We start from the raw sequence: 24508 nt of genomic DNA on the forward strand, positions 1-24508 counted from the left end.
CGTGCAGGCGCGCGATCTCGCCGGGAATAGCGTCGTCGGCGATGATGCGGTGATTGACCTCGGGAATCTCCCAACGCAGGAGATGCACGGGTCCGACCGCAATACCGGGCGACGCGGGAATGCCGACGAGCTTTCGATCCACTCAGCTTTCTCCGAACTTGTTGCTCACGAGGGTGGCCAACGCGTCGAGCGCTTGATCCGCATCGGGGCCTTCGGCGCGCAGAATGATCGAGGAGCCGTGTTCCGCCGCGAGCATCATTACCCCCATGATGCTCTTGCCGTTCACGTCGAGATCGTCCTTTACGATCGTGATCTCGGCCTGGAATTTCGAGGCGAGTTTCACGATTTCGGCGGCCGGGCGCGCGTGCAGGCCGTTGCGGTTGACGATCAAAACGGTGCGTTCGGGCATTAGGCGATCACCGAAACGAGGACGAAAGCGGCGAGCACGCCGAGCGAGAGCCTCCAGCCTTCGATGCGACCCTTCAGGCGGACGACGACGAACGCGCCGACCGCGACCGCGATGAGAACGCTACCGAGGAGATTTCGCCCGGGGCCGATGATCCGGCCGAGCGACAACGGAATCGCTATTCCCGTGGCGAGCGCGGCCAGACGTCCAATCTGTTCCGGGCCACGCCGCAGCACGGGGTTCCCGAGCGCCGACGCCACGCGCAACCCATGCTTCCACCCCGTGCGCAGCCCCCACGCGCGCAGGGCGAGGTGTCCCGCGTTGTAGACGATGAGGAAGAACCCGACGACCACAGGCGCGCTCGCGCCCAGACCAAAGATGGCGAGCGATGCAAGCGAGCAGAACGGAAGCCATCCCGCCCAAACCAGGCGGTCGCCGACGCTGCCGAGCGGCCCACACAAGGCTGTGCGGAACCGCTCGATCCGTTGGGGCGGCTCGCCGTCGAGCTCGGCCCTCGCGAGCGCGCCGACGGCAACCGACGCCAAGTACGGATGCGCGTTGAAGTAATGGCTCTCGCGAGCCAGCGCCGTCTTGAACCGTTCGGAGTGGATGCCCTCCGGGAACAACCGAAGCGCGGGCTCGACGCAGAAGCCGATGCCGTTGCCGAGCAAACTCTCATAGTTCCACGAGCCCTGAATCGCGAGCAGGCGCATGAAGATCGCGAGGCGGGTCCGGAACGGAAGCTCCGCGAGCGAGCGGGGGGACTGCGGCGGGACCGGCTGCGCGCCTGTGGTCATTTCGCGAAAAGGATTACGAGGCCAATGGCAAGACCGCCGACGAAAAACCAGCGCGCGCCGGCCGTCGCGTGAAAGAGCTTCCACGCCGCGCCGGCGGCGACGCTCGCCACCGTCGCGACGACGAGACTGCGCGAGAGCCGCGCGTCCATCGTCCAGAGACCGATCGTCGCGTCGGCGATCGGCGCGAGAATCAAGAACGCGATCAACGTGAGCAGCCCGCCGCGCACGAGATCCGCGGTGAGTCCCATGAGTTGCAGCGAGATCACCGTACCGCGCGCGCCCGCCTCGAGTCCCTCGCGGCGCGAGCGGGCCAACCGCGCGTTGAGCTGACGCAGCTTCACCATCGTCCAACCGCCGACCCACGTCGTGGCCAGCGCACCGAGAACGGCAATCGTCATCCCACCGGGCGGATGCGACGGATGCTCGGAGAAGATCGCGCCGCCGACGACGGCGGCCGAGCCCCATTCGGGATATCGCGACGCCCCGAAGGGCAGCGTCTCCAACGCCAACAGTTCCAGCGCAACGCCGATCAGCAGGCCGCTCGACGGCTGTCCGACCAGAGCGCCGGCGAGCGTCGCCGCGACGAGCGGCCGCGACACCATCGCTTGCGGAAAGCTCACGACGTCCAGACCGAGCAGACCGCCGAGGAGCGCGATCGGAAGGACCTCGACGACGTTCACAGATCGTCACCATTCAATAGGTCCTGGAGCGGGACGCAGCGCGCGCCGGGCAGGTCCTGCGCGGTGACTTTCACGCCGCGTGCTTCCAACGCGCGAAGCTCCGTCGCCTCGTCGGCGGACAGGAACACGTAGCGAAGCTTCTGCACTCGGCCGGGGCGCGAGTGAATCCCCCCGACGTTCACCGCGTCGAGCGTCGGCCACACACTCTGCGCGAGGCGTTGCATCGTCGTGATGTCGCCAGTGAGCAGCAACCCCGAACGCGGATCGGCGCGGTACTTCGGGATACGCTCCGCCGCGGCGCCGACATCGTGAAAGTAGACGTCCATCTCCGGCGGCACGCCCATGCGGTAGAGCTCCTGCTCCCAGTCGCTCCCCGCCACGGCGTCGTCGACGAGCACGATGAACTTGAGGCCCAACGGCTGGCCCCATCCCACGACGACCTGGCCGTGAATCAACCGGTCGTCGATGCGATAGAGCTCGAGCGTCACTTCGGCGCTCCACCGACCGCGGTGATCGATGCCTTTCCCCGCTCCGCGGCGTGACGCGCCGCCTCGACCGCCGGCACGGAGTCGGCGAACACGAAGTCGAGGAGCGTCGGGAGATTCACGCCGGCGACGAGCACCGCGTCGTCCATGCCGTGCAAGATCTTTCGCGACGCCATCGTGCAGCTGCCCGCCTGCAGGTCGGTGAAGATCACGCGCACGCCTGCGGCGAGCATCTCCTTGCGCAGCAGCGCCTCGATGTCATCGACGCCGAGCTGTTTCACGGCGAGCGGCATGAGCATCCGCCCTCGGCCGGTGATCTGCTCGACCGCCGAGATCAGCCCCACCGCGAAATCGCCGTGGCCCATGACGATCGCGCGCGGACTTCCCGGGGAAGGTGCAGTGCTCTCGCTACTCATCGTCTTCCTGAAGATATCGCTGGACGTCGGACTGGTCGCGCAGCTGTTTCACGAGCCGCTCGTTGAACCGCTGCGCCGGGTCGATGCCGCTGTACTTGAGCAAATGGTTCATCGCGATGACCTCCGCGATGACGGTGATGTTCTTTCCAGGATTGAGCGGGACGCGCATCTTCGGCAGCTCGACGTCGAGAATGGTCGTCGTTTCAGTGTCGAGCCCCGTGCGGTCCGGCGGATCGCCGTGGTCCCAGTGCTCGAGCTGCACCACGACCTCGATGCGCTTTTGATGGCGGACCGCGCGCACGCCGAAGAGCGACGGAATGTCGATCAGTCCGACGCCGCGAATCTCCATGTGGTGCTTCTGCAGGTCGTGGCCGCGACCGACGACGAGATTGCGCCCCCGGCGGCTGGCGATGACCAGATCGTCAGCGACGAAACGATGCCCGCGTTCGACGAGATCGAGAACGCACTCCGATTTGCCGATTCCGCTCTTGCCGACGAACAGCAGACCGACGCCGAACACGTCGGCGAGCGAGGCGTGCAGATTCGTCGTCGGCGAGAATTCGGTCTCGAGCCACGGCTTGAGGCGGTTGTAGAACTGGTCGGTCTTGAGATGCGACCGGATGAGCGCGACACCGGACGTCGCCGCCAGCTCCCGCAGGTCGGGTCCTGGCTCCTGCCCCTTCGTGATGAAGACGCAGGGGATCGGGAACGAGAAGAACTTCTTCAGGTTCTCACGGCGAAGCGCCGGGTCCATCGACTTGAGGTACGTGATCTCGGTTTCGCCGAACACCTGCAGTCGTTGCGCAGGGAAGCGGGCCGTGTAGCCGGCCAACACGAGCCCCGGGCTCGACGCGTTCGGGTTCTCGATGATTCGGTCGAGCCCGTTCGTACCCTCGACGTGTTCCAGCTCGAGCGTGTCTCTGAGACGCTCGAGCAGTCGCCCAACCGTGAGCGGCTTGGTCACGCGCGTTTCCCGCCCGCGATGATTCGCTGCAGATGCGCTTCGGTCTGGTCCGCGGCGCGTTCCCACGTAAAGCTCTCGGCGAAGGTCCGCGCCTCGGCGCCCAAGCGCGCGACGAGCTCGCGCGACGTCGCGATGCGCCGCATGCCGGCGGCCATCGCCGGCACGTCGCCGTGCGGCACGAGGAACCCGGTGTGGTCGTCGCGCACCGACTCGCGGATCCCCGGCGAGTTGGACGCGACGACGGGCGTGGCGCAGGCCGCGGCCTCGAGATTCGTGATTCCCCACCCCTCCTTTGGTGACGCGAACACCAGCGCCCACGAGCGCCGCAAGAGCGAGAGCTTCTCGGGCTCGCTGACGCGCCCAAGAAACTTGATGCGCTCGCGCAGATCAAGCGAGTGAGCCAGCTCCTCGAGATCGGGGCGATAGTCGCCGGCGCCCGCGATCTCGAGAACGGCGTTCGGAACGTTCAGCTGCGCGAACGCGCGAATCACGAGGTGCACGCCCTTGTATCGCTTGAGGCGGCCGAGGTACGAGAACACGGGCGCCTCCGAACGCACCGACGCGTCGGGTGTGTAGCCGACAGTGTCGACGCCGGGGTAGATCACTTCGATGGAGGTGCGGGCAATGCCGCGCGCCTCAAGGTCGTCGGCCGTGCTTTCGCTGATCGCTTCGAACGGCACATCGCGATACATCCGTCCGAGCGGCCGTTCCGCCGTCCACACCGCTGCGGCCAGCGGCGCGGGCAACTCTTGAAACGCGGTCGATCCGAACAGGTGAGGCACGAGCGCCATCGTGTGCGGCGCGCCCCAGCGCGTCGTGTACAGCGGCACTTTGTTGATGTCCTCGACGAGGACGTCGGCCCACTTCGCGAGATGCTGCGTGTAATGGCGCCGCGCGACGAACGGAAAGCTGTGCCGCGTTCCCACGCGATACACCTCGATGCCGTCGAGCGACGCGCGCGGCGGACAGTCGGGCCAGCCGCCGCAGAGCAAGCGCACGTCGTGGCCCTTCCGCGCCAGTCGCCCGAAGATCTCGTGGAGGTGGATCTCGGCGCCGCCCGCCTGCGGATTCTCGCTATCCTGCCAGTTGACGACGAGGATGCGCACTACATGCGCCCCATGCGCCTGGCCAGCGCGTCGACGACGCCGTTCACGAACTTCGCGCTGCGCGCCGAGCCGTAGCGCTCGGCGAGATGCACGGCCTCCTGGATCACGACGCGCGGCGGCGTTTCGCCTCGGTCGAGCTCTACCGCCGCGAGTCGAAGCACACTTCGCTCGACCACGCCGAGCCGCTCGAGCCGCCAGTTGGTCGTGACGTCGGCCAACTCCGCGTCGAGCACGGAACCGCGGCGGGAGAGGTCATCCACCAACGGCTTGGCGAACTGACGCTCGTCGGCGGGAACGGCGAGATCGTCCCAGATGCGATGCGCTACGCGCTCGAGCGACTCGTTTCCGTGCCCCGCCCCCCGCAGGTCCCACGCATACAGCGCTTGCAGGACGCGAGCGCGCGCGCGGGTTTCAACCCTCGTCCGAGGCATCGAGGCGATCGAACAGGTCGACCATCTCCAACGCGGCGAGCGCCGCATCCCAACCTTTGTTGCCGTGCGCGCCGCCCGCGCGCGCCTGCGCCTGCTCGTCGTTGTCGCAGGTGAGGACGCCGAATCCGATCGGCGTATCGAACTCCGTGCTCGCTCGCGCCAAGCCGCGCGACGCTTCGCCGGCGACGTAGTCGAAGTGTGGCGTGTCTCCGCGAATCACGGCGCCGACGGCGACGAGCGCGTCGTACCGCTCGCTGGTGAGCAGCCGGCGCGCGGCGAGTGGAAGCTCCCATGCGCCCGGCACCCAGACGACGTCGACGTCATCGGCCGACGCGCCGTGGCGAACGAGCGCGTCGAGCGCACCATCGACGAGCTTCTCGACGATCGGCTGGTTGAACCGGCTGGCGACGACCGCGAACCGCCGATGCGCAGCGGACGGCGTCCCCGCGAAGTCGGCCACTATGAGATGTCCGTCAGGGAGGCGTGCCTCAGTCAGTCCGCCGCGTCGGACGTGAACAGATGTCCGAGCTTGTCGCGCTTCGTGCGGAGATATCCGGCGTTCTCGTCGTGCGACGGCTGGACGATCGGAACACGCTCGCCGAGTCGAATGCCGTAGCCCTCGAGGCCGACCATCTTGCGCGGATTGTTGGTGATCGGACGAATCGACGTGAGGCCCAAGTCGAGCAGGATCTGCGCGCCGATGCCGTAGTTGCGCAAATCCGGCTTGAAGCCGAGTTGCTCATTCGCCTCGACGGTGTCCGCGCCGCGATCCTGAAGCTCGTACGCCTTGAGCTTGTTGAGCAGACCGATGCCGCGCCCTTCCTGATCGAGATAGACGACGACGCCGCGTCCTTCTTTCGCGATCATTTCCATCGCCGTGTCGAGCTGCCAGCCGCAGTCGCAGCGCAGCGAATGGAACACGTCGCCCGTGAGACACTTCGAGTGGATGCGGACGAGCACGTCGTCGGTGCCGGCGGCGTCGCCCCCCAAATCCCCATAGACAAGCGCCACGTGCTCATGGGCGTCCACGTCGTTCCGGTAGCCGACGATCCGCCACTCGCCATGCTCGTTCGGCAGCCGAGCCTCAGCCACGCGATGAACGAGACGTTCGCTCTTGAGGCGGTAGGCGACGAGCTGCGCGACGGTAACGAACACGATGTTGTGCTCGGCGGCGAACTGCTCGAGCTGCGGCCGGCGCGAGCTGGTGCCGTCGTCATTCAGAATCTCACAGATCACGCCCGCGGGCCGGAGCCCGGCGAGACGCGAGAGATCGACCGCGGCTTCCGTGTGCCCGGTGCGCTGAAGGACGCCGCCGTCCCGGGCGCGGAGCGGAAACACGTGGCCGCCGTGACGCAGATGACCGGGTTCCGCCTCCGGGTCCACCGCGACGCGAATCGTCTTCGCGCGATCCTGCGCGCTGATCCCCGTCGTGACGCCGAACCTCGTCGAGGCATCGATCGTCGTCGTGTACGCCGTGTGGTAGTCGTCGATCCGGTTCTCGGCCATCAATGGAAGGGCAAGCGCGTCCACGCGCTCGCCCGTCAGGGCGAGGCAGATCATCCCGCCCGCCTTCTTGATCATGAAATTGACCATCTCGGGCGTGATCAATTCCGCGGCGCAGATGAGATCGCCCTCGTTCTCGCGATCCTCGTCGTCGGCGACGATGACGAACTTGCCGTCCCGGATCGCCTCGATCGCCTGCTCTATCGTTCCGAAAGCCATGTCGATTCCTTGAGCAAACGCTGCACGTATTTCCCGAGCATGTCCGCTTCGACGTGCACGCGACGACCGATAGCCAGGTCACCCAGCGTCGTGTGCCGCAGCGTGTAGTCGATGAGCGACACCTGCACGGTTCCGGGGGCGGGCAGGTCGTTCACCGTGAGGCTGACGCCGTCCACCGCCAGGGACCCGTGCGGTACCATAAGCTCGGCTAGCCCGGAGGGGAGAGCAAGGTCGATGACCCTCGCGTCGCCCCGCTGTTCTACCGCCTCGACCGTGGCAACCCCGTCTACGTGGCCTTGGACGAAATGCCCGCCCAACCGGTCGCCGACGCGCACCGCCCGCTCGAGATTGACCCGCGCGCTCGTGCTCCAAGAACCCATCGTCGTGCGGTCCAGCGTCGTCGTCACGGCCGCGGCGGTGAACCACTGTGGACCATGCTCCCGAACCGTGAGACACGCGCCATTCACGGCGATGCTCTCACCCGCCGTGAGATCCGAGTAGCGGCACTCGACCCGAAATTCACGGCCGGCGTCCGTCGCTGTGACAGCCGTAATCCGCCCGACGTCGTCGATCAGGCCGGTGAACACTCGACCTCGTGAAGCGCGTAAATGGTCATGATATCGTCGCCAAACGGCCGCTCATCGACCACACGCGTTCGCGCAAGCGACGCCGCAAATCCGGCCGGCGCAAAGTCGAAGGCGCCCGGTCCGTGGCCGACGATTCTCCGTGAGCGAAAGATAATGAGCCTGTCGACGAGCGACTGCGCGAGAAACGCCCCGGCCAAGCGCGCGCCGCCCTCGAGAAAAAGCGACCGCACCCCGGCTGCCCGTAGTGCGACGAGCGCCGCGTCCAGGTCCGGCTCGGCGGCGACCTGGACCCCGTGAGTGGCTAGCGCTGAAACGGCCTTTCGGTCGGCGCCCGGACGCGCGATGACGATCGTCGGCGTTTCGCGCGCCGTGCGAACGAGCGTCGATTCCACCGGGATTCGCGCTTGTGAATCGAACACGACACGACGAGGCGCCACGCGCGGCGCCGGAACGCCGCGCACCGTGAGCGCGGGGTCGTCGGCGAGCACGGTCCCGATGCCGACCGCAATCGCGTCGCTGTTGGCGCGCAACCGATGCACCTCGGCGCGAGCCGCCTCGCCGGTGATCCACCGACGCTCCCGCGACGGATCGGCGATGCGATCGTCGGCCGAGAGGGCCAGCTTGAGCGTCGCCCACGGGCGGTTGCTGGTCTGAGCGTGGAAGAACGCCGCGTTCAGCTCGACCGCCGCGTCCCGCTCTTCGGCGGGCGACAGGTGAGCACTGACACCGGCGGCGCGCAATTTTTCCATGCCGCCGCGCGCGACACGGCTCGGGTCGCCGACCGCGGCGACGACGCGCGAGACGCCGGCTCGAATGATCGCGTCGGCGCACGGCGGCGTTTTCCCGTGGTGGGCGCAGGGCTCGAGACTCACGTACAGCGTCGCACCCTTCGCGGCGGCTCCGGCCTCTCGGAGCGCGACGATTTCGGCGTGCGCCTCGCCGAAACGGGCGTGAAATCCTTCGCCCGCGACGCGGCCTTCCAAGACGACGACCGCGCCGACCATCGGGTTCGGCGCGGTCTGACCCCACCCACGCTCGGCCAACGCGAGCGCGTGGCGCATGAACTCCTTGTCCGCGCGCCCCGCGGCTTCGTTCATCGCGCGCCGAGCGACCTCACCGGCTCAACCGAAGGCCGAACGATCCGTAGAGCTGCGAACGATCCGCCCGTCCGCCGGCAAATGAGTTGTAGGTGGCGACGGACCCGCCCATCGCGTTGCCCGCCTCGAAAACGATCTTGAGAATCGGCAGGTTGATCGCGAGGTCGCCGAATATGTTCGTCCGGTTGAGCACCTGCGACGCGGGCACACTTTGCGTCGCCGATCCGCCGGATTGATTGACCGTGCCCTCGAGGGTGGCGGACTGGTTGTATCGATCGCGACCGATACCGGCCGCCACGGAGAACGCCATCAAGCTCTTGCTCGCGACGACGCGCCAAGCGCTAGTCTTCACGCGCAAATCGGTGATACCGATCGTGCTCGAATTGACGCCAACGTCGCCGCCCGAATGAACGTTTATGTCGATCGTCGGCAGATCGCGCTCGATCCACGTGAAGGACACGCCGGGAAACGCGATGGATTCGGACAGCAGGCCGATCCGCGCTCCGTATCCAAACTGGAAATTCGACGACGGGTTCAGCGAGAAGCTGTTGTTGGTGCCGTCGTTGATCGTCGGGACGTACTCCGCACTCACCAGCGCGTCGATTCCGAACACGTCGGTGAGACCGACGGGAAAGCCCTTGAACAGTCCGATCGCCGCGTCGGCCGTCGGCAGTCCAAAGAATTGATTTTGCGTCGGGAGCGTTCGGCGCTGCGCACCCGTCGTGCTGATGGGGAAGCCATTGTTGTCGGTGTTCGGAAGCAGCCCATCGAACGCGTTGGCCCGAACTCCGACGGAGAAATGCCCGAGCCCACCGAGGACGCCGCCGACACCCGCGGTCGCGTTGCCGCCGGCGAGCGCCAAGCCGAGCTGCGGCGCCAGCAGCTGATACACGTCGTACGCCTGCTGACACGCGTCTTGCGCCGCGAGCGCGATCGATCCGCCGCCCGCGCCCGCGCAGCGAGGCGCCGAAAGATCCTGCGCCATGACGCGGGGCGATACCCCCGCGAGAGCGACGACCGCCGAAGCCACGACACTCGCGATTCGTTTTTTCACTGCCCTATTCCCCTTCGTTGAGGACTACGCGACCCGACCCGGCGCTGACTCGACCAATGGTCCATCCGCGCACACCGGCAGCGGTCACGGAGGCGATCACGGCGTCGACGGAGCTCGGCGGCGCGATCACCACCATTCCGACGCCCATGTTGAACGTTCGGAACATTTCGGACTCCTCGACGCGCCCAGCCTTTGCCAACTGCCGGAAAACGTTCGGCACGGTCCAGCTGCGAACGTTGACCTGCGCGTCGAGCGAAGGCGGCAACGCGCGATTGAGGTTGCCTGGGATGCCTCCGCCGGTGATGTGCGCCATGGCGTGAATGGATCCGTCGGAGAGCACGGGCTTCAACGCGGCGAGATACGAGCGGTGGATCGCCAGCAGCACGTCGGCCGCCGAGCGATCGTCGCCCGGGAAACGATCCGAGACGCCGAGATTCATTCGTTCGGCGACGATCCGCCGGGCGAGCGACAGACCGTTCGTGTGAAGTCCGCTGCTCTCCAGGCCGATCAAGACGTCGCCGTCGCGCACGCGGCCCGCGCCGAGTATCGCATCCTCATCGACGTAGCCGACGATGAATCCGGCGAGGTCGTAGTCGGGCGGCGTGTACACTCCGGGCATCTCCGCAGTCTCGCCGCCGATCAACGAGCAGCCGTTCTCGCGGCAGCCCGCTGCGACACCGGCGACGATGCCCTCGACGACTTGCGGCTCGAGCGCGCCCATCGCGACGTAGTCGAGGAAGAAGAGCGGCAGCGCGCCCTGCACGAGAATGTCGTTGACACAGTGGTTCACGAGATCGTGTCCCACCGTGTCGTGCCGACCGGCGTCGATCGCGACCTTGAGCTTGGTTCCTACGCCGTCGGCGCTGGCGACGAGCACCGGTTTGGGTACGTCGGTCGGAACGCGGAACATGCCGCCGAATCCGCCGAACTCGCCGCGTGCGCCGGCGGTGAGGGTCGACAGCACGTGCGTCTTGATGCGCTGCTTCGCGTCGTCGGCCGCGTCGATGTCGACGCCGGCGGTGCGATAGTCGAGCGGTCCGCTCACGAAATCCCCTCTTCGAACGACACGAGTCGATGGAAGTCGCCGACGCGCGCGCGGAGATCGTCCGGCGTGATCTCGAGCAAACGATCGACGGAAAACTTCTCGACGGCGAACGAGCCCATCGCCGAGCCGTAGACCACGGCGCGCCGCAGATTCGCGTCGGAAAGGTCGTCCGTACTGGCGAGATAGCCCATGAATCCGCCGGCGAACGAATCACCCGCGCCGGTCGGATCGAACACCGATTCCAACGGATACGCCGGGGCGAAGAAGATGCTCGAGCCGGTGAACATGAATGCGCCGTGCTCGCCCTTCTTGATCACGACGTGCTTCGGGCCGCGCGACATGATCCACCGCGCCGCTTTGACGAGGTTGAATTCCTCGGTCAGCTGCCGCGCCTCGGCATCGTTGAGCGTGATGAGGTCGACGTGCGACAGCAGCTTGAGGATGTCCGGGCGCCGGCTCTCGATCCAGAAATTCATCGTGTCGCACGCGACGAGCTTGGGTTTGGCGACCTGCGTCAGCACGTCGAGCTGGAGCCGCGGGTCGATGTTGCCCAGAAAGACGAACGGCGCCTTGCGAAACTGTTCCGGAATCTTCGGACGAAAATTCGAGAACACTCCGAGGTGCGTCTCGAGCGTCTCGGCGACGTTGAGATCGTGCCGGTACCGCCCGCGCCAGCGAAACGACGTTCCCTCAGCCTGCTCGAGCCCCGCGATGTCGATCGGACGCGACGCGAACGCGTGCTTGAGCTTGTCGAGCGGAAAGTCGGCGCCGATTACTCCAACGAGCTGCACCGGCGCCAGATGGCTCGCCGCCGCCGAGAAGAAGGTGCCTGACCCGCCAAGAACGTTGTCCGCGCGACCGAACGGCGTCTCGACGGAGTCGAGCGCTACGGACCCGACGACGAGAACTGTCATGTGGGTTGATGAAGGGTCGAACAGCGCCGGCTCACATCCGCTCCGGCGCCGAGATGCCGAGGAGCGAGAGCCCGTTGCGAAGAACGAGTTGAGCGGCACGCGTGAGAACGAGCCGCGCGCGCATCAGCGGCTCGGGTTCGTTCAGCACGTGCGCCTTGTGATACCAGAGGTGTGTCTTGCCGGCGGTGTCGTGGAGATAGTTGGCGATGCGATGCGGCTCGAGCGCCGTGGCCGCTCCGGCGACGATCGCCGGATAGTCGAGCAGCGCCTTCATGAGCTCCTGCTCTTCCGGAAGAGTGAGCAACGAGAGATCCGCGTCGACGCCCGTGACCGACGCCGGCTCGATCTCTCCGACGCGGAAGATCCCGGACATGCGCGCGTGCGCCATCTGGATGTAGTAGACGGGATTCTCGTCCGACTGCGAGCGCGCGACGTCGACGTCGAACACGAGCTGCGAGTCGCCCTTCCGCATGAGGAAGAAGTAGCGAACCGCGTCGCGCCCGACTTCGTCGACGAGATCGCGCACGGTGACGTAGCTGCCGGCGCGCTTGGAGATCTTCACCTCTTCGCCGCCACGCATCACGGTCACCATCTGATGCAGCACGTAGTCCGGATAGCCCGTGGGAATTCCGGCCTCGAGCGCCTGCAAGCCGACGCGCACGCGCGTGACCGTGCTGTGGTGATCGGCGCCCTGCACGTTGATCGCGCGCTTGAACCCGCGCTCCCATTTCGTGACGTGGTACGCGACGTCGGGCACGAAGTAGGTCGGCTCACCGCCCTTCTCGGCGCTGCGGCGCATGACGCGATCCTTGTCGTCGCCGAAGTCCGTCGTGCGCAGCCAGAGCGCGCCGTCTTTGTCGTACGTGTGTCCCGCGGCGACCAGCCGTCGCACCGTATCGTCGACGCGGCCGTCCTCGTAGAGCGACGATTCCAAGAAGTAAACGTCGAACCTCACGCCGAACGCCTGCAGGTCGCGGTCCTGTTCCTTGCGCAGCTCGCGCACGGCGAAGCGACGCACCGCGTCGAGGTCGTCGGCGTTCGCGTCGCCCGAATTCTCCTCCGCGTACCGCGCGGCCAACTCGCGAATGTATTCGCCGTGGTAGCCGCCTTCGGGAAGCGCGCCTTCCTTCCCCGCGAGCTCGCGCACTCGCGCCTGCACACTGAGCGCGAGGTTCGCGATCTGCGCGCCCGCGTCGTTGTAGTAGAACTCTCGCGTGACCCGCCATCCTGTGATCGCCAGCAGCGACGAGATCGCGTCGCCGAGCGCCGCTTGACGCCCGTGCCCGACATGCAACGGACCGGTCGGATTCGCCGAAACGAACTCGACGTTCACCGGACACTGCTCGCCCGCGTTCGACTGACCGTAGGCGTGCCCGGCCGTGATGAGAGCGCGCAGCCCGTCGGAAAAGACGTCGGTCGCGAGGCGAAAATTGATGAACCCCGGGCCCGCGATCTCCGCGGAACGAATTCCCGCGCGCAAATGATCGAGCCGCTCGATGATGTCCTTCGCCAGGTCGCGCGGCTTTTTCCCGAGGGGCTTGGCGAGCACCATGGCGAGATTCGTCGCCCAATCGCCGAACGCGGGGTCGCGCGGCCGCTCGATGACCGGGTCGACATCTCCGGGCGCGCCGAGTGACTGCGCGGCGCGAACGAGCTCGGCGCGAAGCGCTTCGGTGGTGTCCATCAGTTGCCCGAGCCGCCGCCGGAGCCGGGCTTCTTGGTCGAGGATGAGTCAGGCTTGCTCGACGATGACGATCCGGACGCGTCGCTCTTGGCCTCGGTTCGCTTCGAGTCCGCACTGCTCGATCCGCCGGAATCGCTCTTCGATTCGGTGGGCTTCGACTCCGGCTTCGATTCGCTCTTCCCCTCGCTCGACGATTCGCTCGACGATTTCTCGCTCGGCTTGCCGGCGCCGCCGTTTCGGTGCGCGTTGCGCCCGTAGTCGGTCAGGTAGAAGCCCGATCCCTTGAACACGAGCCCTGCGCCGCCCGAGAGCTGGCGCGTCGCAATCTTGCCGCACTCCGGACACTCGAGCTCCGTCGCGGCGTCGGCGATCTTGCGGTAGAAGCGCTCGAAGCTGTGGCCGCTTGGACAGCGGAACTCGTAAGTTGGCATTTAGCTGAGACTTAGGCGACGCGGTGGACACAGAAAAGTTAACGACCTTCGGGCGGTGAGTTCAAGGATGAGAAACGCGGCGGCGCCACCGCGCTTCGCAGGGTTCCTGGCATGACCCGGCTGCCGCGCGGCTCGTCTGTCAGCATCCCCCCACGCCGGACGTTCCTGGTTGAAGAGCCCAGCCATCCGGTTCGCCACATGCCGAGCGATTCGGCCGTCGAGCGCTTTTACGACGATCTCGCCGGCCACATGAACACGATGCCGGGCGTACGTGACGCCGCCACGTCGTGCGAGGAGAAGCCGGACGGGGGCATCGTGTTCGCCGAAGAAGGCAAAAGCGGGATGAACGTGAACCGGTACCACGCGGTGAGCCCGACGTACCTCTCGACACTCGGCCTCCCGATCGTCGACGGCCGCGATTTTCAACCGGGCGATCGCGGCGCCGAGACGGGTGTCGTGATCGTCGACGACAGCGCCGCGCGGCGCCTATGGCCGGGGCTCGCGTCGCCGGTCGGACGAATGATCAAGCTCGGTGCTCGAGACTCGAAGCGCCCGTGGCTGCGCGTGGTGGGCGTGGTGCGATCGGTCGAGTTGAACCCGCGCTCAGGCCTCGACCTTCCGGCGGAGCCGAGCCTCTACGTGGTCAGCGCCAGGGGAGCGCTTTTTTCGCCGCGATGTTCGCCGCGTTCGGCATCTTCGGGCTCACGCTCTGCGCGGTCGGCTTGTATGGTGTCGTCGCGTACACCGTGAACCGGCGCCGGCGAGAGTTGGCGACGCGAATCGCGCTCGGTCCGCAGTCGCGCGACATCGCGCGCGCGGTGCTGCACGATTGCGCCGTGACGATGCTCGCCGGCGTGGGTATCGGTGCATTCCTCGCTATTGTCGCCACACAACCCTTCGCCAACAGCCTGCCACACGTGCGATACGAGGTGGCATTGGCGTTGGTGGCTGCCGAGGCGCTTCTGTTTCTCAGTGCGGCGTTGGCCTGCCTCGGCCCGATCCGTCAGGCAGTCCGCGCGAATCCGGTTGAGATCCTGCGCGCGGGATGACGAAATGTTGATTGGGAAACCGCGCACCGGGATATCGGAACAGCGAAACCTGGCGACCGATCAACGCGATCCCGGTATCCCGGTTCCCCGGTAGCCCCGTTCACGCCGGCCTATACTCGCCCCACGCCTCTCTCAGCGAATCCGCGATCTCACCCACGCTCGCGCGGGCGCGTGTCGCGTCGATGATCAGCGGCATGAGCGGCGCCCCGGAGGACTTCGCGGCGTCGCTCAGCGCGCGGAGCGCCGCGGACACACGACCAGCGTCGCGCGAGCTTCGCGAGCCCTCGAGGCGCTCGACCTGGTCGCGCTCGAGCGCTGAATAGTCCGGGGCGGGAATGATCGGCGGAGGCTCCTTGTCGCCGAACTTGTTGACGCCGACGATGACCGTCTGGCCGTGCTCGACGCGCATCTGCTGGTCGTACGCGCTGCGCGCGATCTCTTCCTGAAAAAACGACGCCTCGATCGCGCGCGCCGCGCCGCCCAACGCGTCCACCGCCTCGAGCAGCTCGAGCGCGCGACGTTCGAGCTCGTTCGTGAGATGCTCGACGTAATAGCTCCCGGCGAGTGGATCCACCGTGGCCGCGACGCCGGACTCGAACGCGAGCACCTGCTGCGTGCGGAGGGCGAGCGTGGCCGCTTCGGCCGTCGGCAGCGCGAGCGCTTCGTCGTAGCCGTTCGTGTGCAGCGACTGCGTCCCTCCGAGCACCGCGGACAGCGCCTGCACCGCCACGCGGACGACGTTGTTGAGCGGCTGCTGCGCCTGGAGGGTCACGCCGCCGGTCTGTGTGTGAAATCGCAGTCGGGAGCTCTGATCGTTCGCCTTGAACCGCTCGCGCATGAGACGCGCGTAGATCCGGCGCGCCGCGCGGAACTTCGCGACCTCCTCGAAGAGATCGTTGTGCGCGGCGAAGAAGAACGACAGCCGCGGCGCGAACGAATTCACGTCCAGCCCGCGGGCGACGGCACGCTGGACGTACTCGACGGCGTTCGCGAATGTAAATGCCAGTTCCTGTACGGCCGTCGCCCCCGCCTCGCGGATGTGATAGCCCGAGATGGAGATCGGGTTCCAGTTCGGCACTTCCTTCGCGCAGAACCGGAACACCTCGGCGACCAGCGCGAGGCTCGGCTCGGGCGGGTAAATGTACGTGCCGCGCGCGATGTACTCTTTGAGGATGTCGTTCTGGATCGTGCCGCTCAGCGCTGCGCGGCCGATCCCGCGCTCCTCGGCCACGACGATGTACATCGCGAGCAGCGTCGACGCCGTCGCGTTGATCGTCATCGACGTCGAGACCTTGTCGAGCGGAATGCCGTCGAGCAGACGGTGCATGTCGTCAACCGTGTCGATCGCCACGCCCACGCGGCCGACTTCTCCCAACGCTCGCGGCGAATTGGAGTCGATGCCCATCTGCGTCGGCAAGTCGAACGCGACGCTCAATCCCGTCTGGCCGGCGTCGAGCAACAGACGAAACCGTCGGTTCGTTTCGGCCGCCGTCCCGAACCCCGCATACTGGCGCATCGTCCACAGACGCCCGCGGTACATCGTCGCCTGCACGCCGCGCGTGAACGGAAACGCGCCCGGATCGGCGAGATCACGCGCGTAGTCCACCGTGTCGTCGCCCGGCCGATACACGACGTCGATCGGGATGCCCGACGGGGTCTCGCGCTGCTCGTTGTCCTTGCGTGGCTGGCTCATGCGCCCGGAAGATAATCCGCGCCGCCATTCGGCACGCTCCGACCCACGGGCACGGGGCTCCGTGTGGCGTACTCGCCTGGTCTCGCCGGTTCAGCCTGTACGATTTGATACTGCAACGATTTCGCGGACAACCACCGATTTCGCGGAAAGAGCAACCAATAAAGGCTTTTAAAAAGCCTCAAAGCTGTTGCTTTGCTCCGCGAGATCCGTGGTCTATCCGTCAAATCGTTGCAGTTTCATTCGTACAGCGACGCTCGCTAAAACGCCGCTGGAGCGAACACAGAGCGCCGCCGCAAAACGCTATGCGACGACGAGATCGGGGCGCGGCGAGAGGATCTGCTGCGCGAGCGCGACTTCGTTCTTGCTGCCGATGTAGAGGGGCGTGCGCTGGTGGAGCTCGCTCGGCAACACGTCGAGAACGCGCTGGCCGCCGTCGATCGCGGCGCCGCCGGCCTGCTCGACGATGAACGCGAGCGGGTTCGCTTCGTACAGAAGGCGCAGCTTGCCCCGCGGCGTCTTCATGTTCGCCGGATACGCGAAGATGCCGCCGCCGAGCAGGTTGCGGTGGAAATCGGCGACGAGCGAGCCGACGTAGCGTGTGCTCAAGGGTCGGTGGCTGTTCTCGAGGCCGCGATAGTGACGCATGACCGAGCGGACGCGCTCGTCCCACATCGCTTCGTACGAGTCGTTGACCGAGAGATACCGCCCGTCTTCGGGGATGCGGATGTTCGGATGCGAGAGGAGGAATTCGCCGATCGACGGATCGAGCGTGAATCCGTGCGCTCCCTGCCCCGTGGTGTAGACCATCATCGTGCTCGACCCGTAGATGACGTAGCCGGCCGCCACCTGGCGCCGCCCGGGCTGGAGCAGGTCTTCCATTTCGCCGTGGCGGCCGCGCGTGATCTTGCGGACGACGGAGAAGATCGTGCCGACCGGCACGTTGACGTCGATGTTCGAGGAACCGTCGAGCGGGTCGAACAGCAGCACGTACTTGCCGCACTTGAAGTGCTCCGGGATCTGGATGATGCCCGGCTCTTCCTCCGACGCCATGGCGCACAGGCGGCCGCCGTGGTCCATCGCCTTCACGATGATCTCGTTCGCCATCACGTCCAGCTTCTGCTGCACCTCGCCCTGCACGTTCTCCGTGTCGGCCGATCCGAGGATGTCGGCGAGGCCGGCGCTACGCACTTTGTTGGCGATCATCTTCGCCGCGAGCGCAAGGTCATACAGAATGCCGGAGAGCTCGCCCGTCGCTTCAGGATGGAGGCGCTCCTCTTCGATGATGAAGCGCTCGATCGTGACGACAGATGTTGCCGTGTGTTTGACCACGCTGCCCCCCTCAACTGTCCGAGGTTACTCGCGCGGCCGCGTACTCGCGCGCGTCGATCTCATACTTGTTTCCATGATACCCGCGTCGCACTGACTCCCATAGATACCGAACCGCGAACGTCCGGTCGGACTCAAACTGGGCAACGTGCCGGATTTCATGCAAGAGCAATTCTGCCGACACGCGGGCCGGATGCGCCAGCCAGATGGTGCGCCACAGGGTGATCGCCGACACTGACGCCTGGCCAAGGCACCATCCGCCGACGCGCGGCGGCAGGCCACCGACCCGCCAGCGCGCGTTGCCAAGCTCGGGATAGCGGTCCAGAAGGGCGGGCGGCAACTCGATTGGGCGACCGACTACGGCGCGCGCGGCGCGACGGAGCGCGGCGGCAATTCCCATGTATCTCCCGCGGCGTCGATGGTGAGCCGGTGTCCGTCCGTTCGCGCCACGATGGTCCCGAGCCGGTCGGTCCGCAAGACTTGCGCTCCATGCGCCGCGAGGCGTTCCATGATCACCGGCGTCGGCAAGTGATACGAGTTTCCCGCGCCGACCGATACGAGCGCGAGCCGCGGTGCGACCGCGTCGAGAAAGCGCTCGCTGCTGCTCGTCTTGCTGCCATGGTGTCCCACCTTCAACACGTCGGCGTGCAGCTCGTCGCGCTCGTTCTCGAGGAGCCACTCCTCCTCCGGCTGCTCGGCGTCGCCCATCATCAACATCCGAATCTCGCCATAGCGAACGAGCACGATCACGCTCGCGAGATTTGGATCCACCAGCTTGGCCGTCCACGTCGAGTCCGGGGCGAGAAACTCGAGCGCGACGCCGTCGACCGCCATCTCGTCGCCCGGATGAGCGCGCACCCACCGCACGTGATCGCGCCGAGCGGCGTCGAGCGACGCCCGATACGCGTCCGCCGCTCCGGGAAAACCCGCGTCGACGTAGGTCATGGGATGGAGCGCGTCGAGCACGGTCGCCGCGCCACCGACGTGATCCGTATGCGGATGCGACAGCACGAAGAGATCGAGCGGGCCGCCCCGTCGCCCGATGTACGGCACGACGGTCTGACGTCCGGCATCGCCGCCGTGCCACGCGCGACCCGCGTCGACGAGAATCCAATGACCGTGCGGCGTACGCAGTGCGACCGCGTCTCCCTGCCCCACGTCGATCATGTGCAGCTCGAGCTCACCGCCGGTGCTTGCGGCGACTCGCGACGACGCGACCGGCAGCCAGATCAGCATCACGCCGGCGACGGAAGAAATGGCCGCCGGGGCCCGCCAGTCCCGCGACGCACACGCCACGATGAACGCCGCGGACAACACCGCCGCGATCGCGGCGCACATGGGTGTCGGCGCCACGAGGATGGACGCGCCGGGCGTCGAGGCGGCCACCGTCGCCACGCGGTCCAGGCTGCCGAGCAACGGATGCGCGGCGTCGGCGAGGAGCGCCGCCAGCGGATGGACCGGCGCGAGCAGCATGCCGATGAACAACATCGGTTGCGCCAACTCGAGGAGCGGCGTCGCGACGAGATTCGTCAACGGCGCCGCGAGGCTGATTCGCCCGAATACCCACGCGACGATCGGCGCGGATCCGATCGTCGCCACCGTCGTCCCGACGAGAATCAGCGCCGGAGCACGCGTCAGCGGAGGCAAGCGGTGCACGCCGATTCTTCGCGCGACGCGCCCCGCCGCAATCATCGACGTGACGCCGACGACGCTCAACTGATAGCCGGCGTCGAGCACGACGCGTGGATCGATGAGCGGCTGCGCGGCGCCGAGCGCGACGATCGCCCAACGCGACGTGGGCCGCTGCGCCAGGCGGCTCGCCAAAAACGCGTTGAGCATGATCGCCGCGCGAACGGCGGGGATCGGCGCGCCGATCACCGCGACGTAGAGCACCACCGCCGCGATGGTGAGCACGTTGGCGCGCGAGCGCGGCACGCCGGCGAGCTGCAGCGCGATCTCGATCGCCAACGCGATGATGCCGACGTGCAACCCGGCAATGGCCAAGACGTGCGCTAGTCCGGCGGCCGCGAAGCGATCCCGCACTTCCGGGGGGAGCTCGCTCCGGTCCGCGATCAACAGCGCGCGCACGAGCGGCGCGTCACCGCCGAATGTTCGGTCAATCGCCCGCCCCGCCGCCTGCCGCCATCGCACCAACAGCGACGGTCCGCGTGAGACGGAGATGCTCGCGTGATCGATCAAAACGCCGCGTTGCGTGCGCGCCACGTCGCCGGCGGCGACGACGCGCGAGCCGGCCGCCGCCTTGCCCGTCTCGACCGAGAGCCAAACGCGCCCACACGCGCCTGCCTCTCCCCCGACGTATCCTCCCGGGCCGACGCTGTCTTCGACGACCACGCGAAGCGTCGCGCGGCGCGGCACCGGTCCCGCGCAGGCGAGAGAAGCAGCTGTCGTCCCGCGAGCGACTCCGAACCCAGCCGCGACCAACAGGGAGAAGGTCGTCGCAATCACCGGTCCCCGCCGCAACCCAACAGACGCCGCGAATCCCGCAACGCCGATCGCGGCGATCAGCGAGGGGAATCCACCGGCGAATCCGGTGAGCAGCCCGGCGAGGTAGCACCCGAGCGAGAGCACGATGAGCGGCACTCGCCCAATGTCGGGGCTACCGAGGCGCGAACTAACATCGATTTGCTGCCGAGCGAGACAAACGAGCGCCTTTTTGCGCGCTCTAGCAGTCGCGCTTTTTTGCGCGGTTTAGCAGTCGCGCCTTTCGCGCCGTTTGGGATTCGCGCCCTTCGTCAGGTGCGGCGCTACTTAGTCGCGCCCTTCGTCAGCTGCGCAGCTTTGCCCTTACGCGCAGTTTGCCGCGTCACCCCGCCATCGGCAACGGTTTCCGCTCCGCCACGATCTGTCCGGTGAACGTCGAGCCCGTGGTCCCCGTGAGCTCCACCGTCACGTACGAGCCCAGCATGCTCGGGTCACCCGGCACCATGACCGTCTTGAAGTCCCGCGTGCGCGCCATGAGCAACTCGTCGCCGCGCCGCGCCTCGCGCTCGATCAGCACTTCGTACCGCCGTCCCAACTGCGTCATGTTCGACGCGCGCGCGTTGCCTCGAATCGTCTCGACGAGCCGGGCCAGACGCTCGCTCGCCACCTCGTCGCTCACCGTCAGCTCCGCCGGCATTCTCGTCGCCGGCGTGCCGTCGCGCGGCGAGAACTTGAACGTGAACCCGTCGGCGAAACCGACTTCGCGCACCACCTCGAGCGTCTCCTCGAAGTCCTCGTCGGTCTCGCCCGGGAATCCGACGATCACGTCGGTCGTGAGCGACAGCCCCGGAATCGACGCGCGTAGCTTGGCCACGCAGTCGAGGTATCCCTCGCGCGTGTAGCGTCTCAGCATCCGCTTGAGCACGCGCGTCGATCCCGACTGCATCGGCAAATGCACGTGCTCGCAGACCGCGTCGACTTCGGCGATCGCCGCGATGACTCGCTCGGAGAAATCGTTCGGGTGCGGGCTCGTGAACCGAATCCGCCGAAGGCCGTCGGCTTTGCCGACGGCCCGCAATAGATCGGCGAAATCGAACTCGCCGTCGTGATACGAGTTCACGGTTTGGCCGAGCAGCACGACTTCCGTCATTCCGTCGGCGACCACCGACTCCACTTCGCGCACGACGTCGGCGAGGCGGCGGCTGCGCTCCGGTCCGCGCGTCGTCGGCACGATGCAGTACGTGCAGCGATAGTCGCAGCCGCGCTGCACGGGAATCCACGCCTTCACCTTGTCGAAGCGCCGCGGCTGAAAATCCTCGTAGTGCTCCTCGAGGTCGAACGACGTCGCGATCGTGCGCTCGCCCTTGCGCGCGCTCTCGATGAGCGCCGGCAGGGCTCGGTAACCATCGGGCCCTACCACGATGCTCACGTGCCTCGCCTTCGTGAGCAGCTGCGGTCCCAGCCGCTGCGCCATGCAGCCTGTCACGCCGACCACGGACCCCGGCTTCATGCTTCGCCGCAGCTCGCCGAGCCGGCCGAGCACTCGCTGCTCGGCGTGGTCGCGGATGGCGCACGTGTTGACGAGTATGACGTCCGCGCCGTCGGGCTCGCCCACCGGCTCGTAGCCGTGCGCCGCGAGCTTGCCGAGCATCAGCTCGGAATCGCTCACGTTCATCTGGCAGCCGTAGGTCTCGATGTAGACGGTGGGGCGGTCGGTCATGGCTTGGGGAATTTACGCGCCGACAGCCCGTAGTGCCGCTCCGTCGGCGACCAGGCGGCCGATGAAGCGATCTCCGCGCGCCAATGAGGGATCCCCAATTCGCACGTCGAGGTAATCGCCGGTCATCCCGTCGCGATCTGTTCCGCCGCCGATCACCACGACGTCCGCGAGTCCTCCGGTTCGTGCGGCGACATGAGAGGCCGCCTTGCGGCGACCGGCCTCGCGCAGTTCCGCCGCCCGTTTCGTGGCCTGGGCCGCGTGGACCGGCTCGTGAAGCCGCTCGGCCGCCGTGCCCGGGCGCGCGGAGTACGGAAAAACGTGCAGGTAGGTGAACGGCAGCTCCTCGATCATGCGAACGGTCGCGGCGTGATCCTCATCCGTCTCGCCCGGGAATCCGGCAATGACATCGGCGCCGAGCCCGAGGACCGGCATCCGGCCCACCAGACGCTCGATCGCTTCCGCGTACGACGCGCTCGTGTACCAACGCCGGCCCATTCGCTTCAGGACGCGGTCCGAGCCCGATTGCAGCGGCGCGTGGACGTGCGGGGCGAGCCGGTCCGGCGCGCCGACCAACAATTCGACGAGCCGTTCGTCCAGCTCGGTCGCTTCGATCGACGAGAGTCGGAATCGCACGACCGGCACGTTCGACACGAGTCGCTTCATCAATTCGCCGAGCGACGACCCGATGTCCGCGCCATAGGTGCCGATGTGAATTCCGGTGACGACGATCTCAGGGTGCCGCTCGGCGAGCAGCGTCGCTTCGCGCACCAATTCGTCGATCGAACGGCTTCGGTTGGCGCCACGAGCGAGCGTCGTCGCGCAAAACGTGCAGTGCTCGTCGCAGCCGTCCTGCACGCGCAACAGCGCGCGCGTGCCCGCCTGCGCGACGGTGCGCGCGGCGAGAGCGCGCGGCTCGAGGCCCAGCGCGCCGGCGATCGCGTCCAGGTCGGCGCCGGGGACGACCCGTTCGACCGTCGGCAGCGACGCGATGCGCGACGACGCGGGACGCGCGTCGTCGAGCGCCGCGGCGCAGCCCATCACGACGCTGCGCAGCCCCACGCGCTCACGCGCGCTCCGCCGCACGACCTTTCTGAGCTCGGCCTCGGCTTCCGACGTGACGGCGCAGCTATTGAACACGGCGACGTCCGCGTCGGCGGCGCGGGCGACGACCGCGTGGCCGTTCGCCTCGACCATTGCCCGAACCGCTTCGCTGTCGTAGTGGTTCGCGCGGCACCCGAAGGTGCGCAGGTAGATGTTCACACCGGCACCGCGCCGGCCATCGTCACGCGCACGTCGCGGTGCGCGGGCTTGGCGGGCAGGGAGAAGTGGAAAGCGCTCCCCTGGCCTTCTCCGGCGCTCTGCACCCAGATCTTTCCGCCGTGCGCGTCGACCACGAGCTTGCAGAACGCCAGCCCGAGACCGGAGCTACGCGTGCTCGGCACGTTCTGGTTCTTCACGCGCTCGAACTTGCGGAAGATCACTTCGTGATATTCCGGCGGAATTCCGGGTCCGTTGTCCGCCACGGTAAACAGGATTCCGTCGCCGTCGCGTCGCGCGGAGAGACTGAGCGAAATCGCGCTCGCGGAATGCGTGAGCGCGTTTTGCACGAGGTTGCCGAGCACGCGCTTGAGGAGGCCCTTATCCGCCTCGAACACCGGCGCGTCGTCGCTCGCATCGATCGCCGCGGTCGCGCCTTCCTGTTGAAAGCGGATGCCCCACTCGTGCACGATCTCGTTGAGCAGCGCGGCCGGCGCGATCGGCTGGAGGTCGAGCGACATCGTCGCCTCCTCGATGCGCGAGACCTCGAGCAGGTCGCCGATCAGCGCGAGGAGATCCTCGGCCTTCCCCTCGGCATCGGTGAGCATCTGGCGCTGCTTGTCCTGCAATTCGCCGAAGTCGCCGTCGATCATCATCTCGAGCGTGGCGAGCACCGACGTGAGCGGCGTCTTGAGGTCGTGCACGATCATCTTCATCAGATCGTCGCGCATCTTCTCGACCTCGCGGAGCTTCCGCAGCGTGTCCTCGAGCGAGTCGGTCGCGGCTTTGAGCTTCAGAAGACTCCGAACGCGTGCGCCGAGCACGAGTCGGTTGTGCGGCTTCGTGAGGAAGTCATCGCCGCCCGCTTCGATCGCCTTCACCCGGTCGGTCGTGTCGTTCAGCGCCGTGACGAAGATGACCGGAATGCTCTTCGTTCGCGGATCGCGCTTGATCCGCCGGCACACCTCGAAGCCGGTCGACCGATCGTCGACGCCGAGGTCGCCGGCGGGCATCGAGACGTCGAGGATGCAGAGGTCGGGGCGGTGCTCGAAGCAGGCCGCGAGGGCACTCGGCCCGTCGCCGGCCGCGATCGCCCGGAAGCCGAGCACGTGCAGCTGGTCGAACAGGAGCTCGACGTTCGCGGAGACGTCGTCGGCGACGAGAATCAGCGGAGCATTCTCGGGCTGGGGAACGTTCTCCAC

General features: G+C 67.0%; 25 protein-coding genes. 2 read left to right on the top strand and 23 right to left on the bottom strand.

Annotated elements, in window-relative coordinates:
- Window positions 1-142: 142 nt before the first annotated feature.
- The 17 genes from VGQ44_17735 to VGQ44_17815 are packed head-to-tail and all read right to left on the bottom strand — an operon-like array spanning window position 143 to window position 13819.
- Window positions 143-409: an HPr family phosphocarrier protein gene (locus VGQ44_17735; protein ID HEV8448679.1), complete on the bottom strand. Its 267-nt coding sequence runs from the start codon at window positions 407-409 to the stop codon at window positions 143-145.
- The gene (locus VGQ44_17740) at window positions 409-1203 is read right to left on the bottom strand and encodes a PTS system mannose/fructose/sorbose family transporter subunit IID (protein HEV8448680.1); all 795 of its coding nucleotides are present in this window, start codon (window positions 1201-1203) and stop codon (window positions 409-411) included. Before VGQ44_17740 ends, VGQ44_17735 begins: the two co-directional genes overlap by 1 nt.
- The gene (locus tag VGQ44_17745; protein ID HEV8448681.1) at window positions 1200-1883 is read right to left on the bottom strand and encodes a PTS sugar transporter subunit IIC; all 684 of its coding nucleotides are present in this window, start codon (window positions 1881-1883) and stop codon (window positions 1200-1202) included. Before VGQ44_17745 ends, VGQ44_17740 begins: the two co-directional genes overlap by 4 nt.
- Window positions 1880-2371: a PTS sugar transporter subunit IIB gene (locus VGQ44_17750; protein ID HEV8448682.1), complete on the bottom strand. Its 492-nt coding sequence runs from the start codon at window positions 2369-2371 to the stop codon at window positions 1880-1882. Before VGQ44_17750 ends, VGQ44_17745 begins: the two co-directional genes overlap by 4 nt.
- Window positions 2368-2784 carry a hypothetical protein gene (locus tag VGQ44_17755; GenBank protein HEV8448683.1) on the bottom strand — a complete coding sequence of 139 codons (417 nt, stop codon included), beginning with the start codon at window positions 2782-2784 and terminating at the stop codon, window positions 2368-2370. Before VGQ44_17755 ends, VGQ44_17750 begins: the two co-directional genes overlap by 4 nt.
- Window positions 2777-3748, bottom strand: a complete 972-nt coding sequence (hprK, locus tag VGQ44_17760) for an HPr(Ser) kinase/phosphatase (protein HEV8448684.1) — start codon at window positions 3746-3748, stop codon at window positions 2777-2779. The genes VGQ44_17755 and hprK overlap by 8 nt, the downstream gene beginning before the upstream one ends.
- On the bottom strand, window positions 3745-4854 hold the full coding sequence (locus VGQ44_17765) for a glycosyltransferase family 4 protein (GenBank protein HEV8448685.1): 1110 nt from the start codon (window positions 4852-4854) through the stop codon (window positions 3745-3747). The genes hprK and VGQ44_17765 overlap by 4 nt, the downstream gene beginning before the upstream one ends.
- Window positions 4854-5285 carry a transcription antitermination factor NusB gene (gene nusB / locus VGQ44_17770; GenBank protein HEV8448686.1) on the bottom strand — a complete coding sequence of 144 codons (432 nt, stop codon included), beginning with the start codon at window positions 5283-5285 and terminating at the stop codon, window positions 4854-4856. Before nusB ends, VGQ44_17765 begins: the two co-directional genes overlap by 1 nt.
- Window positions 5266-5745 (bottom strand): 6,7-dimethyl-8-ribityllumazine synthase, encoded by a 480-nt coding sequence (gene ribH / locus VGQ44_17775; protein ID HEV8448687.1) that lies wholly within the window; start codon window positions 5743-5745, stop codon window positions 5266-5268. The genes nusB and ribH overlap by 20 nt, the downstream gene beginning before the upstream one ends.
- A 32-nt stretch (window positions 5746-5777) precedes the next feature.
- Window positions 5778-7007, bottom strand: coding sequence for a bifunctional 3,4-dihydroxy-2-butanone-4-phosphate synthase/GTP cyclohydrolase II (locus VGQ44_17780; protein ID HEV8448688.1), 1230 nt, complete (start codon window positions 7005-7007; stop codon window positions 5778-5780).
- Window positions 6989-7594 (bottom strand): riboflavin synthase, encoded by a 606-nt coding sequence (locus VGQ44_17785; protein ID HEV8448689.1) that lies wholly within the window; start codon window positions 7592-7594, stop codon window positions 6989-6991. The genes VGQ44_17780 and VGQ44_17785 overlap by 19 nt, the downstream gene beginning before the upstream one ends.
- Window positions 7579-8691, bottom strand: a complete 1113-nt coding sequence (gene ribD, locus VGQ44_17790) for a bifunctional diaminohydroxyphosphoribosylaminopyrimidine deaminase/5-amino-6-(5-phosphoribosylamino)uracil reductase RibD (GenBank protein HEV8448690.1) — start codon at window positions 8689-8691, stop codon at window positions 7579-7581. The genes VGQ44_17785 and ribD overlap by 16 nt, the downstream gene beginning before the upstream one ends.
- Before the next feature lie 16 nt (window positions 8692-8707).
- On the bottom strand, window positions 8708-9745 hold the full coding sequence (locus VGQ44_17795; protein ID HEV8448691.1) for a hypothetical protein: 1038 nt from the start codon (window positions 9743-9745) through the stop codon (window positions 8708-8710).
- Between the two features lie 4 nt (window positions 9746-9749).
- A complete protein-coding gene (gene purM / locus VGQ44_17800; protein HEV8448692.1) occupies window positions 9750-10790 on the bottom strand; it encodes a phosphoribosylformylglycinamidine cyclo-ligase in 1041 nt (346 codons plus the stop codon).
- The gene (locus VGQ44_17805) at window positions 10787-11704 is read right to left on the bottom strand and encodes a PfkB family carbohydrate kinase (GenBank protein ID HEV8448693.1); all 918 of its coding nucleotides are present in this window, start codon (window positions 11702-11704) and stop codon (window positions 10787-10789) included. Before VGQ44_17805 ends, purM begins: the two co-directional genes overlap by 4 nt.
- Before the next feature lie 31 nt (window positions 11705-11735).
- The gene (argS, locus tag VGQ44_17810; protein ID HEV8448694.1) at window positions 11736-13388 is read right to left on the bottom strand and encodes an arginine--tRNA ligase; all 1653 of its coding nucleotides are present in this window, start codon (window positions 13386-13388) and stop codon (window positions 11736-11738) included.
- Entirely contained in the window at window positions 13388-13819 is a 432-nt protein-coding gene (locus tag VGQ44_17815) for a zinc ribbon domain-containing protein (protein HEV8448695.1), read from the bottom strand. The genes argS and VGQ44_17815 overlap by 1 nt, the downstream gene beginning before the upstream one ends.
- A gap of 198 nt (window positions 13820-14017) precedes the next feature.
- On the opposite strand from VGQ44_17815, the gene VGQ44_17820 reads away from it, so the two are divergent.
- A complete protein-coding gene (locus tag VGQ44_17820) occupies window positions 14018-14569 on the top strand; it encodes an ABC transporter permease (GenBank protein HEV8448696.1) in 552 nt (183 codons plus the stop codon).
- Window positions 14494-14868, top strand: coding sequence for an FtsX-like permease family protein (locus tag VGQ44_17825; protein HEV8448697.1), 375 nt, complete (start codon window positions 14494-14496; stop codon window positions 14866-14868). The genes VGQ44_17820 and VGQ44_17825 overlap by 76 nt, the downstream gene beginning before the upstream one ends.
- 100 nt (window positions 14869-14968) lie before the next feature.
- Here the strand turns inward: VGQ44_17825 and VGQ44_17830 are convergent, their stop codons facing one another.
- From VGQ44_17830 to VGQ44_17855, 6 genes are all read right to left on the bottom strand, one after another.
- Entirely contained in the window at window positions 14969-16561 is a 1593-nt protein-coding gene (locus VGQ44_17830) for a methylmalonyl-CoA mutase family protein (protein HEV8448698.1), read from the bottom strand.
- A 300-nt stretch (window positions 16562-16861) separates the two neighbouring features.
- Window positions 16862-17890: a class 1 fructose-bisphosphatase gene (gene fbp / locus VGQ44_17835; GenBank protein HEV8448699.1), complete on the bottom strand. Its 1029-nt coding sequence runs from the start codon at window positions 17888-17890 to the stop codon at window positions 16862-16864.
- Between the two features lie 354 nt (window positions 17891-18244).
- Window positions 18245-20488: a DNA internalization-related competence protein ComEC/Rec2 gene (locus VGQ44_17840; protein HEV8448700.1), complete on the bottom strand. Its 2244-nt coding sequence runs from the start codon at window positions 20486-20488 to the stop codon at window positions 18245-18247.
- Window positions 20489-20711: 223 nt separating this feature from the next.
- Window positions 20712-22049 carry a tRNA (N6-isopentenyl adenosine(37)-C2)-methylthiotransferase MiaB gene (gene miaB / locus VGQ44_17845; protein ID HEV8448701.1) on the bottom strand — a complete coding sequence of 446 codons (1338 nt, stop codon included), beginning with the start codon at window positions 22047-22049 and terminating at the stop codon, window positions 20712-20714.
- Between the two features lie 12 nt (window positions 22050-22061).
- A complete protein-coding gene (locus VGQ44_17850; GenBank protein HEV8448702.1) occupies window positions 22062-23309 on the bottom strand; it encodes a MiaB/RimO family radical SAM methylthiotransferase in 1248 nt (415 codons plus the stop codon).
- Window positions 23306-24508 (bottom strand): ATP-binding protein (locus tag VGQ44_17855; protein ID HEV8448703.1); only part of this gene is annotated, 1203 nt, incomplete at its 5' end. The genes VGQ44_17855 and VGQ44_17850, both read right to left, overlap by 4 nt.

The sequence above is a fragment of the Gemmatimonadaceae bacterium genome, assembly GCA_036003045.1.
Taxonomy (GTDB): domain Bacteria; phylum Gemmatimonadota; class Gemmatimonadetes; order Gemmatimonadales; family Gemmatimonadaceae; genus JAQBQB01.